The sequence below is a fragment of the Pelodictyon luteolum DSM 273 genome (assembly GCF_000012485.1).
Lineage (GTDB): Bacteria > Bacteroidota > Chlorobiia > Chlorobiales > Chlorobiaceae > Chlorobium > Chlorobium luteolum.
This window is the reverse complement of the sequence record NC_007512.1, coordinates 400,704-415,296: the sequence shown is the minus strand read 5'-3', so window position 1 is coordinate 415,296 and position 14,593 is coordinate 400,704. Positions and strand designations below refer to the sequence as shown.

The following is a 14,593-nucleotide window of genomic DNA, read 5'->3' as shown; positions in this document are numbered from 1 at the left end:
TTCTTCCAGAGCTCACGATGGGCTGTTCTGAAGGCGTGGAGACGGCAGCAGCGGTGGTGCCCGATACGGGCGATGCTGCGATGTCCGCCAGCTTCGGGGGAGCGGTGACGGGTGCCGACTCAAATCGGGGGTCAAGGCGTGGGGCCTCCGCCGCTTGCGATGGAGAAGGAGACCCAAGAAGAAAACTTCCGCTGCCCTTCTCAGTACGAGTGCCGGGTTGCAGTACCGGTACAGCCTCTTCAACAGGCTTCCGGGGAGGAGCGGGAAAAAGGGTTGTGGCCGTGACCGGCCTGATGGCAACCGGCTGCAGTGACGGGCTCTGTGTCGGTCCCGGTATCGGCCTCGATTTTACCCTCAAGCCGGCAGGCACCGGAGAGGGTGCAGCCGGACCGGAGCCGAGCAGGAAACTCCCCCGGTGGGGTTCACTCATGGCGGAACTTGAGCCGGGCGGCGGGCCGGACTGTACGGAAGCATTGAGAAACCCCGATCCCCGGCCATCAGGATTCGATGCTGAAGGTAAGGGCTGTGGCTGCAAAGGTTCTCGGGAGGGCTTTTCAGGTCCACCGAGCTTCGTCAGGAATGAAGGGGCTAAGAACAGGGACGAAGAGTGAGGAAAAGGAGATGGCCGCAAGGGCTCTTCCGCGGACACGGTACCCGGAACGCCCTTGAAGATGGCGAAAAAGAGAAGGAGGCTTGTGCCGGATTTTCTGAGGACTCTCTTCACTAGGGGGAGATCGGTGTCTTGCAGCGTTCAGTCGTGTCGATATGATGCGGCAGGGCCGCAGCTGCAGCCCTGATGTCGGGTTCACCTGTTCAACGCTGCTGCCGGGTGATTTCCAGCGCCTTGTTCCAGGCTGCCTGGGCGCCCTCGAAGTCGCCGGCGGCGTAGAGTTTGTTGCCCTGCTCCATCGCCGCTTTTGCAGCCTGCTCGACCTGTGACTTACGGACTTCTTCAACCTTCCGGCCGGGGATCTTGTGATCAAGGTACTGGCGGGCACCCCAGTGAGTCGCGTCAAGCGCGATGACCTCCCTGAACTTGCCGCCGGCATCCTCCAGACGACCGACGTCGTAGAGGGCGACACCGTCAGCATACAGCCCGGCAATCCTTGCCTGGAAGGCCTCGGCATCCTGGCGTTTGCGCTCTTCGGCAATGCGGACCTTGGCGGTGATCTTCGCCTTCAGGGCGACATCCTGGGTGAGCGCCATCGCATTCTGCCATGCCGCTCCGGCACCTGCCGCGTCACCGGCGGCATAGAGCCTGTTGGCCTCCAGATACACGGCCTCGGCTTTCTTTTCCACGGCGTCCCGGGCTGCGACCAGATCCCTGCGGCGGGGAATCATGACATCCATGTACTCCATAGCCTTGGCGTTCGTAGGGTCGAGGGTGAGCACTTCGCGGAACTTGGCCTCGGCATCCTCGAGCCGGTTGTCATCAAACAGGGCAGAACCCTCACTGTTGAGCCCGTCCACTTTCGAGTACAGCACGGCGATTTCAGTATCGAGCCTGCTGATGCGGGCAGCCATGCCCATTTTGGTCGCAGGGATCTCGGTGGTGTTGATCGCCTCCACCCAGGCAGCCCTCGTGCCAAGCAGGTCGCCGGAGCGGTAGAGTTTATTGCCACGCTCGAACGCCTCACCGGCCTTCTCTTCAGCCAGGGCTATGCGCTGCAGCCCCGCCCTGCGAACGGGAACGAGGGATCCCAGATACTCTCTTGCCTTGAGGTTCGAGGGGTCAAGCTTGAGCACCTCGCGGAACCTCGCTTCCGACTCGTCGAGCCGGTCGGCCTTGAAAAGCGTCTCACCCTCGCCGTTAAGCAGGTTGATGCGCGACTGGACGGCCGCCTTCAGCTCCGTTGCCGCCGAGAGCGACAGGTCTGTGAGCCACTCGGCTTTAGCTCCCTCTGCCGGCACCACCGCAGCGCGCTCTTTCTGCAGTGCGGCCAGTTCCCTCCGCTCTTTGTCGAGCGCCTCACCCTCTGCGGTGCTATACTCCTGCCTGCGCCGGCTCTGCTCTTCGAGGTATGAGCGCATCTCGGGGCTCTGGGTTATTTCCAGCGCCTCTTTCAGTGCTTTTTTCGACCCATCCAGGTCTCCGGACTCGGCAAGCCGGACACCGCGGCCGAACGCCCTGCGGGCCTCGGCGTCAAGGGCAGCCTTGCGCTCGGCCTTCCTGCGCTCCTCAATAAGCGACTCGACCTTCCTGATGTTCTCCTCGGCCATCCTGCCGAGATCAGTCAGTGACACGGCAGGCGCCCCTCCGGTATTGACGGACTCTTCAGCCCGGGCTTGCAGGGATGCAGGAAGGGTAAGGATGCAGGCGCCCAAGAAGGCCCTGGCGATGATCGATTTCATTTCTGCAGCTCCAGCTTTGGTTCCATGATACATGCGTTCGACATCCGTTCATTATGGCAATCCTTCGGATCCCATTCAATGTTGCCCGAAAGGGGCAACTGCATCAAAGCACCGGAAGAAATTGAATGCGGGGGTGCTAGGGGACACGGGGACACCGCATAAAAAAAGAAAATATGGCATTGCACTGCAACACACAAGCTACGCCATGACATACTTATAGTTTAATAATATACGCTATTTCATTTCCAATTGTGAATTCCTGCCCCGATTTCATAGAACCGTAACGCGATGCGGCGCCCATGTCAGGGATTTAGAACCCCGTCTCGCGGATGAGGACCCCAGCCACCGTCCGCCAGAGCCGCCAGAACATGCTTTCGGGACTGCTCCGGATGACGAGCGTGCCGCGGATATGGCGAGGCTCTTCCCCGCCCTTCATGTCGGGCGTCCAGAAGAACCGGTACACTGCCTTTTCAGGAATAACCTCCCCGCTGCGCGAGATTCTTGAGGGAATGCTCCCCCGGTAAATGGAAGCGAGTTCGGGATGCTGCAGTACCGGGGAACCGGCGCGCTCGACCTGCCTGACCCTGCCACGCACCACCGGCATTTCGCAGTTGTCGGGATAAAAGGTGCAGCGTGCACCGGGCCTAACCCGCTCGACATCGGATTCGAAGACGTATCCTTCGCCGGATGAGCCTGCCGTGCCGACAACGCTTACGAGCGGGCTGCCGCCACCGACCCACTGGCCGGGACGCAGCTCTTTCATCACCCGGTCTATCCGCCCTGAAAATGGTGCAATCGCCCTCAGCCGAAGCGCCTGCCGGCGGTAACCCTCAAGTTCCTTCGCCGCAGCCTCGAGTTCACGCAGGGTGACGAGCCGCCGGGAGTACTGGCGCTCATCTGCCGCCGAAGCCATGAGCGCCCATCGCATCACGTCAACCTGCCGCTCGGCCTGCCCCAGCCTGAAATCCAGCTGCGGGGAATCAAGGATGAAGAGCTGCTCGCCCTTCTCTACCTACTCACCCTCACGGACCCGGAGCGTATGGACCCGTGCATCCTCGGGGGCATAGAACACCGCATGCTCACGGGGAAGGAGGAGTGCAGGAGCGTCGACAGAGAAGCTGAGCGGGAGCACGAAACCGATCAGGAACAGGCCGGCCAGTGCGGCGGAGATGCGGCTGTTACGGTTCCAGATGAACCGATCGCGCATGGCGTACCAACTTTTGAGCTCGCCGAATATGGGCAGGAAGACGAACCAGCCGAGCTCGACGGTGAGCAGCACGATGCCGAGCAGCTTGAAGGTGAAGTGGTAGACGAGGAACGCGATGCCGATGAAGAGGAAGAACCGGTAGACCCAGACGCCGAGGGCGAAGGCGACGAGCAGCTTTTCGGTCCGCCGGTCCCACTCCTCCGGAGGCGGATCGCCAAGTCCGAACAAACGCTCGCGCACCCACCACCGCCCCATCGCGAAGCTGCGCTCGAAGAGGTTCGGGATGCCGAGCAGGTCCGAGAACAGGTAGTAGCCGTCAAAGCGCATATATGGCATCATGTTCACCAGCAGGGTATGGACCCAGGATGTGGTGGCAAGGAGCAGCGCTGCGCTGCGCATTGCACCCTCAGGCAGGAAGCTCCAGAGGAAGGTGGCAAGCACGGCAAGGCCGAGCTCGGCCACGATGCCCGCAGCACCGATGGCAATGCGCTTCCGGCGGGATGTGAGCAGCCAGGCTTCACTCGCATCGGTATAAAAGACCGGCGTCAGGACTATGAAAACCACCCCCATGCTCGACACCCTGCAGCCGTACCGGTAAGCGGTATAACCGTGACCAAGCTCATGGACCACCTTGGCGAAAAACATGGCAAGCCCGAAAAGGACGACACCCTGGAATGAGAAGAAATAGCTCAGGCTGTGGGTGAAGGCGTCCCACTGCCTGCCGGCCATATACAGGGCAACCAGGGCGATGAACAGCATGACCTTCGCCGCTATGGGCGTATAGATCCAGCGGATGTAGGGATAGGTCTTCGAAAGGAATCGCTCGGGGTTGAAGAGATGAAAGCGAAAGTAGAGGTAGTTGTGGAGCAGCCACTTCAGTTTCGGCCAGCGTCCCTTCGAAGTCGCAGCCTTCAGCCTCTCGCGGCCCGCCTCACCCATGACCCGCACCAGTTCGTGAACGACAAGGAACCGTGCCATTTCAAGAACATCTGACGCATCGGCCGCTATGGTCGTCTCATCGGAAATCGAGCCCGCAATGGCATCGGCATCTCCCATCTGCCATCGCGAGAGGATTTCGAAGCCGAGAGCGTCAATCTGGAAAAAGCGGTTGCGACCGGGATCGTGCAGCACCCAAGCAGGCGAGCCGTCACGGGCCGAAGGGCCGGGATGCAGCGACAGGTCTTCGCGCAGCGGCGGAAGCGGCGGCTTCTGCCCGGTGGCAGCGCTCATATCCCCAGCCACCTTCGCATTGCGGCAATCGGCCGCCGTAAGAGGTAGTAGGAAAGGGCCACCCGGCGACCGTAGATCTTCGCAGTGCCTTTCAGCCCGACCCTCGGCAGGTCGGTTTTGTCGTTGAACTTCGCTTCAAGGCCGTAAGCCAGGGTGCCGTCAGCTCGGATCTCGGGGGAGTAGGATGCGTACTGAAGGGTTGCGCGAACGGGCCAGAGCGGGTTCGAGGAGAGGAAGAAAACCACCTCGGCACCCGGCTCGAGCGAGATGGCGTCGTCGACGCCGAGCCAGATGGCAAGCTTGGCCTTCTCTGGATCCATGATGGTCATGATCCGTTCACCGGTACGGACCGGCCGGCCGTTCCAGTCGTCGGGATCCCCGTAAACAGCAACTCCGGAATGCTCGGCCGTGATGAGGGTACGCTGGAGCTGCTGGGAAGCGTAGGCCTCCTCCGCCCGAAGCCGACCTACCTTGGCACTGAGAACCGACATTTCAGACATGTTGGCGCGGTCGTACACAGCCTCCTGGGCCGCCCTTCGGTACTCGGCTTCCGAGACCATGCGTTCCTGGCGGGTAACGGCAAGCGCGTTCTCCAGCACCGTACGCTCCATCGTGACCAGCTGCCGGCCCCGTTCCACCGTGCTGTTGGGAGGCACGTCGATGCTGCGCACCACGCCGTCCAGCGGAGAGCGCACCACCCATGGGTCGCGCGACTCCACTTCGGCAGGGGCAAGCGAAGAGATCCTGACCGGGAAGACGAGCAGCAGCAGCACCCCTCCGGCAATCCAGCGCACCTGTTTGTTGTCCTTGAGGATGGATTCAGCCTTCCTCTTGAGGAACGCCCAGGAAAGCTCGGGGCGGTTCCTCGGCTCCAGAGCCTGCAGCGCGTGACCGTAAGCCTCTGCGAGCACGGCAAGGAGCGCCGGTTCATGCCCGGCAAAGGGCGTGGCACGGGCAAGCAGCAGGATACCCTGAAGCACGCCGTTTGCCGAACCGATCGGAACCGAGATAGCATGGGCCGGAAGCCATTCGCCCCAGTCCAAAGCAATCTCTTCTGACACATCGGCCATCGTCAGCGTCTGCGGAGGATACTCCTCACCGGAGCGGCGTTCGACCGCCATCCGGTGCAGCTCGGCCATCAATCGTTCAAGCCATGCGACGAAAGGGGCATTGCGGTCCGGCTGACTCATGCCGGAGAGCGCCCTCAGGCGACCGGAACCCAGTTCCCAGAACGCTGCCTGTCGATACGGAACAAGGGTCATGGTCTCGTTGACCAGCACGTATCGCAGCGCAGCGGCGTCTTCGGCCTTTCGGGCCATGCGCTCAAGCTCAAGGATGGAGCTGAATGCGCTGAGTCTGGGATCTGCCATGGCTTGTCTGCTACTTGGGAGAGGCGAGGATGGCGTGGCCGCTCATGCCCGGCAGCAGCTCGGGAGCCTGCCGGCTGAAGCGGGAAAACACGGCAACCGACTGGCTTACAGCGTCGATCCAGGTGCCGGTGGCACGGACTTCGGCCTGATAATCACGGTCGAGTTCGTCGACATGCACTGTGAAGCGCCTGCCGGGCTTTAGCCAGACCAGCCATTTCGAGGGAACGAACATCTGGATCTCAAGGTCGCCGGTATTGACGAGCCGCATGAGAGGATCGCCCTTCTTCACAGTCTGGAATCGCTGCACCTTCAGTTCCGACACCCCGCCGGAAAACGGTGCCAGGACGGTGCACTTACGCACCGCGGCAGCGGCTATCTTCTGCTCAGCCGCCATCTTTCCACGCTCTGCCCGGGCCGTTGAGAGCTCCAGATCGCTCGAAGCGCCCATGGCAAAGAGCTTTTCCTGGATTTCAGCGTTTTTCACGGCGAGCTCCCGGGAAGCTTTCGAACGCTCAAGCATCCCCTGCTCGCTCGAGCAGTCAAAAGCAAGCAGCAGCATGCCTTTCGTGAACCGGTCCCCCTCGCGAACCATCAGGCGCTCGATGCGTCCGTCCATGCCGGCAGCAATCGTCACGTGCTCACGCGCGACCACCTGGATCAGAACATCTCCGGCTGGAACGCGTGCCGGCGCCTTCAAGGCCGCCGGAACCGGCTTTTCGCCAAAAGCGGTATGTGGTGCCGCAACGGCAAGCATACAGAGAAAAGCGAACATGCGTGCGAAAGCCCCCCCTAAACCTCTCTGTATGGACACTGTGCAGGACATATTGTGGTTCATGTTATACCGCCTCCTCAGCGCTGTGTAGCGGTAATGTTGAGCGCCTCCTGCCATGCAGCTTTCGCTGCATCGTAATCGCCGGCAGCGTAGAGCCTGTTGCCCCGCTCATAAGCATCCTTCGCCCTCTGCTCGAGTTCAGCCAGCCGCTGCAGTTCGGCTTTGCGGGCGGGGATTTTCACGCCGGCGTACGAGCGGGCTTCAGGATGCGATCCATCAAGCTGCAGGAGCTCCTGGAACTTCGCCGCAGCCTCGTCGAGCCTGTCGCTGCCGAACAGGGTCGCACCTTCCGCATAGAGCTCCGACACCCGGATCTGGCGGGCTGCCGCTTCCTGACGAAGGCGCTCATCTGCCATACGGACCTGACCGGCAAGTGAAGCTTTCTGGCCTGGAGTTTCAGCAACCCCGAGCCCCTCTGTCCAGCGTGCTATCGCACCCTGAACATTGCCTGAAGCGTAGAGTCGGTTGCCTTCCCCAAGAGCCGCTTCCACACTGGAAGCTACACCGCGCTGGCGAAGAAGCTCAGCTCTGCGGGCGGGAATTCTTGAGGAAAGATGATCTTTGGCCACGGCATTCGAAGCATCAATGGCAAGCAGTTCCCTGAACTTCGCTTCGGAGCCGTCAAGACTGTCGCTGGCGAACAGGGAAAGGGACTCGTCATGCAGCGCCCTGATCCGTGAGCTTTTTTCCCTCGCCTTCTGGAGGTCGGCGTTGATGGTGGCGGTGAGCTTGGCATCCTCGGCAATACGGAGAGCCCCTTCCCATGCCCCGATTGCACCGGCAAGATCACCGGCCGCATACCGGGCACGTCCGTTTTCATAGCCGGCCTGCGCCTGGCGTGCCACTGCAGCACGACGCTGCAGCTCAACCCTCCGGGCAGGAATGGCATCATTGATATAGCCGGTCGCCGTGCGGTTCGTGGCGTCGAGGGCAAGCAGTTCCCGGAACTTCGCTGCAGATTCACCGAGGCGGTCGGCATTGAAGAGCGATTCGCCTTCCGCCGATATTGCGGCGATCCGGGCCTGATGTTCAGCTTCACGCTGCTGGCGCAGCAGCTCTGCCCTGCGCGCGGGAAGCTGTACCTCCAGATAGTCCATGGCGCCCCGGTTCATGGGGTCAAGTGCAAGCACCTGGCGGAACGTCGTTTCTGAACCGTCGACGTTTCCAGACTGGAACAAGGCCGTACCCTCCAGAGTGAGCTCCTCTGCCCTAGCGAGCTTTTCCTTCGCACCGGCAAGACCGGTATTGATTGCTGCAGTGAGTTCAGGGTCTTCAGCTGCGGCGAGTGCTTCGTTCCATGCCCCGACAGCTCCCCTGAGGTCACCTGCTGCGGCAAGCGCACTACCCCGCTCATAGGAGGCACGGGCCTGTTCTGCAACAGCTGCCCGACGCTCGAGTTCTGCTTTGCGGGCGGGAATGGTATCATTGATATAGCCGGTCGCCGTGCGGTTCGTGGCGTCGAGGGCGAGCAGTTCACTGAACTTCGCTGTAGATTCGTCGAGGCGGTCGGCGTTGAAGAGCGATTCGCCTTCCGCCGATATTGCGGCGATGCGGGCCCTCAGTTCTTCAGCTTCACGCTGCCGCTTGAGTTCCGCCCTGCGCTGAGGAATTCCTGTTTCTAGGGCCAGAAGCGCATCCGGACGTGCGGGGTCCAGAGCAAGCAGTTCACGATACCTGGCATCGGCTTCATCTAGCTGGTCGGCAGCGAGCAGCAGACGGGCCTCACGGCCGAGGGCTTCAATGCGGGCAGCAAGAGCTGCGCGCTCGGCAGCGGCCTGTTCCTCGGCCTTGCGGGACTGCAGGGCAATGGCCGCCTGCAGCTCAGGGTTGCGGGTCAACGAAAGAGCCTTGCGCCATGCCACTTCCGCACCGTTGAGGTCGCCTGCAGCGAACATGGTGTTGCCGCTCTTGAAAGCTGCTGCAGCCTGCGCCTCGGCTTCGATCTGGCGACGCAGTTCCTCCCTGCGCAGAGGAATCTGCGCATCCCTGTAATCCATGGCAACAGGGTTCATGGGATCAAGGATAAGAGCCGAGCGGAACTTCGCTTCTGAACCGTCGACATTGCCCGACTGGAACAAGGCCGTACCCTCCAGGGTGAGCTCCTCTGCCTTGGCGAGCTTTTCCTTCGCACCGGCAAGACCGGTATTGATTGCTGCAGTGAGTTCAGGGTCTTCAGCTGCGGCGAGTGCTTCGTTCCATGCCCCGACAGCTCCCCTGAGGTCCCCTGCGGCAGCAAGAGATGTACCCCGCTCATAGGAGGCCCGGGCCTGTTTTGCAACAGCTGCCCGGCGCTCTAGTTCCGCTTTGCGGGCGGGAATGGTATCGTTGATATAGCCGGTCGCCGTGCGGTTCGTGGCGTCGAGGGCAAGCAGTTCCCTGAACTTCGCTGTAGATTCGTCGAGGCGGTCGGCATTGAAGAGCGATTCGCCTTCCGCCAGCGTTGCGGCAATCCGGACCCTCAGCTCTTCGGCCTCCCGCTGCCGCTGGAGTTCCGCCCTGCGCGCGGGAAGCCGTACCTCCAGATAGTCCATGGCGCCGCGGTTCATGGGATCAATGATAAGAGCTGAGCGGAACTTCGCTTCTGAACCGTCGACATTGCCCGACTGGAACAAGGCCGTACCCTCTTGGCTGAGCGCCTCTGCCCTGGCGAGCTTTTCCTTCGCACCGGCAAGACCGGTCTTGATTGCTGCCGTGAGTTTAGGGTCTTCAGCTGCGGCGAGTGCTTCGTTCCATGCCCCGACAGCTCCCCTGAGGTCACCTGCTGCGGCAAGCGCACTACCCCGCTCATAGGAGGCACGGGCCTGTTCTGCAACAGCTGCCCGGTGCTCGAGTTCTGCTTTGCGGGCGGGAATGGTATCATTGATATAGCCGGTCGCCGTGCGGTTCGTGGCGTCGAGGGCGAGCAGTTCACTGAACTTCGCCGCTGATTCGTCGAGGCGGTCGGCATTGAAGAGCGATTCGCCTTCCGTTGCCATTGCGGCAATGCGGGCCCTCAGCTCTTCAGCTTCGCGCTCCTGACGGAGGGTGATCTGACTTGCTTTCTGAGTCATCGAGGCCTTGCTCTCCGCCTTTTCGGCGATGCCGGCGGCTTCAAGGTAAGCGGCCTTCGCCCCTTCCAGGTCTCCAGCCTTCAGGAGGCCGTCTCCGCGAACGCCGGTCTCTTTCACCCGCTGCTCAACGGCGGCGATGCGCTGCAGTTCTTTTTTTCTGGCGGGAATGGTATCGTTGATATAGCCGGTCGCCGTGCGGTTCGTGGCGTCGAGGGCAAGCAACTCCTTGAACTTCGCTGTAGATTCGTCGAGGCGGTCGGTATTGAAAAGCGATTCGCCTTCTGCCAGCGTTGCGGCAATCCGGCCCCTCAGCTCTTCGGCCTCCCGCTGCCGCTGGAGTTCCGCCCTGCGCACGGGAAGCCGCACCTCCAGATAGTCCATGGCGCCGCGGTTCATGGGATCAAGTGCGAGCGCCTGGCGGAACGTCGCTTCTGAACCGTCAACATTGCCCGACTGGAACAAAGCCGTACCCTCCAGGGTGAGTTCCTCTGCCCTGGCGAGCTTTTCCTTCGCACCGGCAAGACCGGTATTGATTGCTGCAGTGAGATCAGGGTCTTCAGCTGCTGCGAGTGCTTCGTTCCATGCCCCGACAGCTCCCCTGAGGTCACCTGCGGCAGCAAGAGATGTACCACGCTCATAGGAGGCCCGGGCCTGTTTTGCAACAGCCGCCCGGCGCTCGAGTTCTGCTTTGCGGGCAGGAATGGTGTCGTTGATGTAAGTGGTTGCAGTGCGGTTCGTGGCGTCGAGGGTAAGCAGTTCCCTGAACTTCGCTGTAGATTCGTCGAGGCGGTCTGCATTGAAGAGCGATTCGCCTTCCGTTGCCATTGCGGCAATGCGGGCCCTCAGCTCTTCAGCTTCGCGCTCCTGACGGAGGGTGATCTGGTCGGCTTTCAGGGTCATCGAGGCCTTGCTCTCCGCCTTTTCGGCGATGCCGGCGGCTTCAAGGTAAGCGGACTTCGCCCCTTCCAGGTCTCCAGCCTTCAGGAGAGCGTCTCCGCGCAGCGCTACTCCGGCGGCCTGTTCTTCGACGACTGCGATCCGCTCCAGCTCTTTTCTACGCTTTGGGATGCCGGAATCAATGGACTGCAGGGAGGACCAGTGGGACGGGTCGAGCGCAAGCACGCCGCGGAACTTCAATGCCGCCTCGTCGAGACGGTCCGCATTGAAAAGAGCTACGCCTTCAGCACTGAGGCTGTCGATGCGTGCCTTCAGTGCAGCACGGTCTCTGGCGGCCTGCTCTTCCGCCCTGCGCGACTGCAGGGCGATGGCCGACTTCAGTTCGGGGTTCCGGGTCAGGGAAAGAGCCTCGCGCCATACCGCCTGTGCACCGTCGAGGTTGCCGCCGGCATAGAGTTTGTTGCCCCTCTCAATAGCCGCTCTGGCCTCTGCCTCCTCCTCTCTCTGCTTTTCAAGCTGCGCTTTCCGGTCAGGAATGCTTGAGGAAAGGTATTGGGTTGCAACCCGGTCCGACCGATCAAGGGCAATCACCTCGCGGAACTTCGCCTCTGCCTCCTCAAGACGGCCGCTCTGGAAAAGACTCTCGCCCTCACGGACGAGGGCAGCTACACGGGCCTCGGCAGCGGCGCGCTCAGCAGCTTCCTGCGCCTCTGCCTTACGGAACTGGGCCACCACGGCAGCCTTCAGTTCGGGATCACGGGTTGCAGCTTCCGCTTCCCGCCACGCCGCCTTGGCACCATCGGTGTCACCGGCGGCAAACAGCTTGTTGCCCTTTTCAAAGATCACTCTGGCCCCGGCTTCAGCTTCGGCAATACGCTGCAGCTCCACCTTCCTTGCAGGAATCTTCACTTCCAGGTAGTCCGTGGCGGCCACCTGCATCGGATCAACTGCAAGCGCCGCCCGGAACTTCTCTTCGGCAGCCTGGAGACTGCCTGCATCAAACTGCACCGCTCCTTCCGACAAAAGCCCCGCAGCCTTGGAAACCTTGCCTTCGGCAAGCTGTATTTCGTTGTTTATGGTTGCGGCAAGCTCCACGTCAGATGTAAGCGCCAATGCTTCCCTCCACCTGGTGAGGGCAGCGTTGAAATCACCGCCAGACGAAAGGGCCCGGCCTTTTTCCAGAGCAACCCTCGCCTGCTCCTCACGGGCTGCCTGCTGGCGAAGTTCGTTTCGGCGTGCAGGAATGAGGGTATCGATGTATCGTTTCGCTTCAGGGTTCGATGCCTCAAGGGCGAGCGATTCCTGGAACCTGGCCTGCGATTCATCAAGCAGACCGCGTCCGAAGAGTGCCGTCGCCTCCCCGTTAAGGGCCGCGACACGCTGCTCCCGTTCGGCCCGCTGCGCCTCAGCCCTCTGCTCTGCCTTCCGCGTCTGCTCGACGATGTAGCTCTTCATTTCAGGGTTTCGGGCGATTTCCAGAGCCCGCCTCCATTCAGCCCTTGCTCCGGCCAGATCGCCCGACTCGGCAAGGCGGCTGCCCCTCTCATATGCCTCGCGGACCTTGGCGGCACTCTCTGCGTTACGTTCGGCCTGTTTGCGGGCCTCTATAAGCAGATCGGCTTCGCTGATGTTCTCTTCGGCCTGCTCGATCAGTTCGCGAAGCGTCAGTTCGGCATCGCCGACGGTCTTCAGCGGTGCATCAGTACCCGCATCAAGTCCTGCCGGCAGGGCAAGGATACAGGCGCCGAGGGCTGCTCTGGCAACGATGGATTTCATTTACTCAACTCCTCTTTTGATTCCGTGATGATTTCTGTCCAGAGCGCCTTGGCCTCTTCGACTTTGCCTTCCTGCTGCAGTTTTTGCGCCTCCATTGCTTTATGTCGCAGCGACTGCGCCTTGTCTATCCGCTTTACCCGGGCAGGAATGAGTACCTCGGCGTACTGCCGTGCAGACTCGTTGAACGGGTCAAGCGCCCTCAGTGCACTGAAGGTGGAATCGGCCCTTGCGTACTCTTCACGCCGGAACAGTTCCATGCCTTCATGATAGAGCGCCCTCGACTGCTCGATTCGGCCCATCTCCTCGTTGATCCAGCTGAACTTACCCGCCTGCCATGCGTCAGAGGCCCTTTTTATGGTGTCGGCAAGCTTGTCGACCGGCATACGGGCGTCGATGTCGACGAACGGATCGAGCCCGAGCGAAGCATAGACGTTCCCCTGTGCCCGCTCCATTGATGCATAGGCCACATAGAGGCCAAGCTGGGCCTTCACCGCATTGGCCTCGGTCTGTATCAGCTCCCGGTCACTGAGAGCATTGAGCGAATGGCCGGCCTCGACATACCAGAGCATCTGCTCGTCGACGTCCCACTGCTGCCGTGCCAGTGAATACTGCCTGATGGCGGCGATCTGCTGCTGGCGGCTCACGTATACCTGCGAGAGCACGGCCATCGCAAGCGCGAGGCTGTTGGCCTCCGCAACCGTTTTTGCGGCCTTGGCCGTCTTGATGCGCTGCGGTGCCGAAGGGATGTTCATCAGGTTCCAGCTCACCGTCATGCCACCCCCCCACCAGTTGGGATAGGCCGCAAAACTGTTACTGTTGTATTCCTTTGATCCACTCAGTTCAATGCCCGGAAGCAGCCGGGCGATAGCCTTGCGGGCCTCGAGCGCCGATATGCGCTCCTCATAAGCCGCCTCGCGCAGCTCCGGACGGTACTTGAGCGCAACGCGCTCCATCTCCTCCACCGGCACATCCATGCCCGGCAGCCCGTCGTCGGGTAGATCCACGAGGGCAAGCTCAAAGGCAGATCCCGGAGGAAGCCCCATCAATGAGGCAAGCCTCGGCTTTGCAACAGCGAACTCATCGAGAATCGCCTGCATCTGGCGCATGACCTCAAGCAGCGCTTTTTCCTGCCGCAGGCTCTCAAGACCTGAGGTCAAACGCAGCTCCCGCTGCCGGCGGATGCGCCCGAGCTCACGCTCCGATGCATCAAGAACACGCATGGCACGAGAGCGGAGCCGGGCGGCACCCGCCGCCTGCCAATACGCCAGCCGCACCTCCTGCATCAGGTTGTGGACCGACTTGCGGCGACGCTCCCGCCATATCAGCTGCCGGTCGGCCTGCTGTTTTGCCTGAAAGTAGCTGACACCGAAATCCAGCACGTTCCATGCGACGCTGAGATCCGCCGTCCGTAGATCCCGGTCCTGCGAGGTCGACATCGAGAGCGTCACTGCACCGACCTCACCATCACTGTAACTTGCGCTGCTTGACGCAGGATAGTCCGAGCGGTGCGAATACCCCGCACTTGCAGCCAGTTTCGGCAGCATGTCCCAGCGGGCACGAGCGAGCTCACCATGCGCAAGCGCCTCCTGCATCAGCCTCACCCGGCTGTCAAGGTTGTAGCTGATGGCGCGGGCCATCGCCTCCTCGAGCGTCACAGAACGCTGCAGCTGCTCCTGTCGGGCATATGTTTCCGCAAGCCCTGCTGAAAGGCGCGCCCTGTTGGACTCGGAGTCCAGGGGCTTCGGCACGACCGCGCATGAGGACAGCAAAAGCAGCACGGCGGCCAGAAAGGCCATCGGGGCATGCCGCAGGGGGTTAACCATCATAAAAAAACGCTACGCCATATGGCTTTTGCAATTAACAGTTTCGGAAGTTACGG

At 61.5% G+C, this 14,593-nt stretch carries 8 protein-coding genes; 1 reads left to right on the top strand and 7 read right to left on the bottom strand.

Translation table 11 applies throughout. The annotated features are described in order from the left end of the window. Positions 1–17 precede the first annotated feature (17 nt). A complete protein-coding gene (locus PLUT_RS11840) occupies positions 18–611 on the top strand; it encodes a hypothetical protein (RefSeq protein WP_162010059.1) in 594 nt (197 codons plus the stop codon). Positions 612–813: 202 nt separating this feature from the next. Here the strand turns inward: PLUT_RS11840 and PLUT_RS01930 are convergent, their stop codons facing one another. The 7 genes from PLUT_RS01930 to PLUT_RS01905 form a co-directional block, all read right to left on the bottom strand. After that, positions 814–2,352 carry a hypothetical protein gene (locus PLUT_RS01930; protein ID WP_011357137.1) on the bottom strand — a complete coding sequence of 513 codons (1,539 nt, stop codon included), beginning with the start codon at positions 2,350–2,352 and terminating at the stop codon, positions 814–816. A gap of 310 nt (positions 2,353–2,662) precedes the next feature. Beyond that, positions 2,663–3,280 carry an HlyD family efflux transporter periplasmic adaptor subunit gene (locus PLUT_RS11030; protein WP_011357136.1) on the bottom strand — a complete coding sequence of 206 codons (618 nt, stop codon included), beginning with the start codon at positions 3,278–3,280 and terminating at the stop codon, positions 2,663–2,665. Between the two features lie 84 nt (positions 3,281–3,364). Then, complete coding sequence (locus PLUT_RS01925) at positions 3,365–4,789, bottom strand: site-2 protease family protein (RefSeq protein ID WP_011357135.1); 1,425 nt, start codon at positions 4,787–4,789, stop codon at positions 3,365–3,367. Then, positions 4,786–6,159, bottom strand: coding sequence for an HlyD family efflux transporter periplasmic adaptor subunit (locus tag PLUT_RS01920; RefSeq protein ID WP_011357134.1), 1,374 nt, complete (start codon positions 6,157–6,159; stop codon positions 4,786–4,788). The genes PLUT_RS01925 and PLUT_RS01920 overlap by 4 nt, the downstream gene beginning before the upstream one ends. 10 nt (positions 6,160–6,169) lie before the next feature. Then, a complete protein-coding gene (locus PLUT_RS01915; protein ID WP_157858115.1) occupies positions 6,170–6,931 on the bottom strand; it encodes an efflux RND transporter periplasmic adaptor subunit in 762 nt (253 codons plus the stop codon). Between the two features lie 77 nt (positions 6,932–7,008). Continuing rightward, a complete protein-coding gene (locus tag PLUT_RS01910) occupies positions 7,009–12,714 on the bottom strand; it encodes a hypothetical protein (protein WP_011357132.1) in 5,706 nt (1,901 codons plus the stop codon). Next, complete coding sequence (locus PLUT_RS01905) at positions 12,711–14,540, bottom strand: TolC family protein (protein WP_011357131.1); 1,830 nt, start codon at positions 14,538–14,540, stop codon at positions 12,711–12,713. Before PLUT_RS01905 ends, PLUT_RS01910 begins: the two co-directional genes overlap by 4 nt. Positions 14,541–14,593 lie beyond the last annotated feature (53 nt).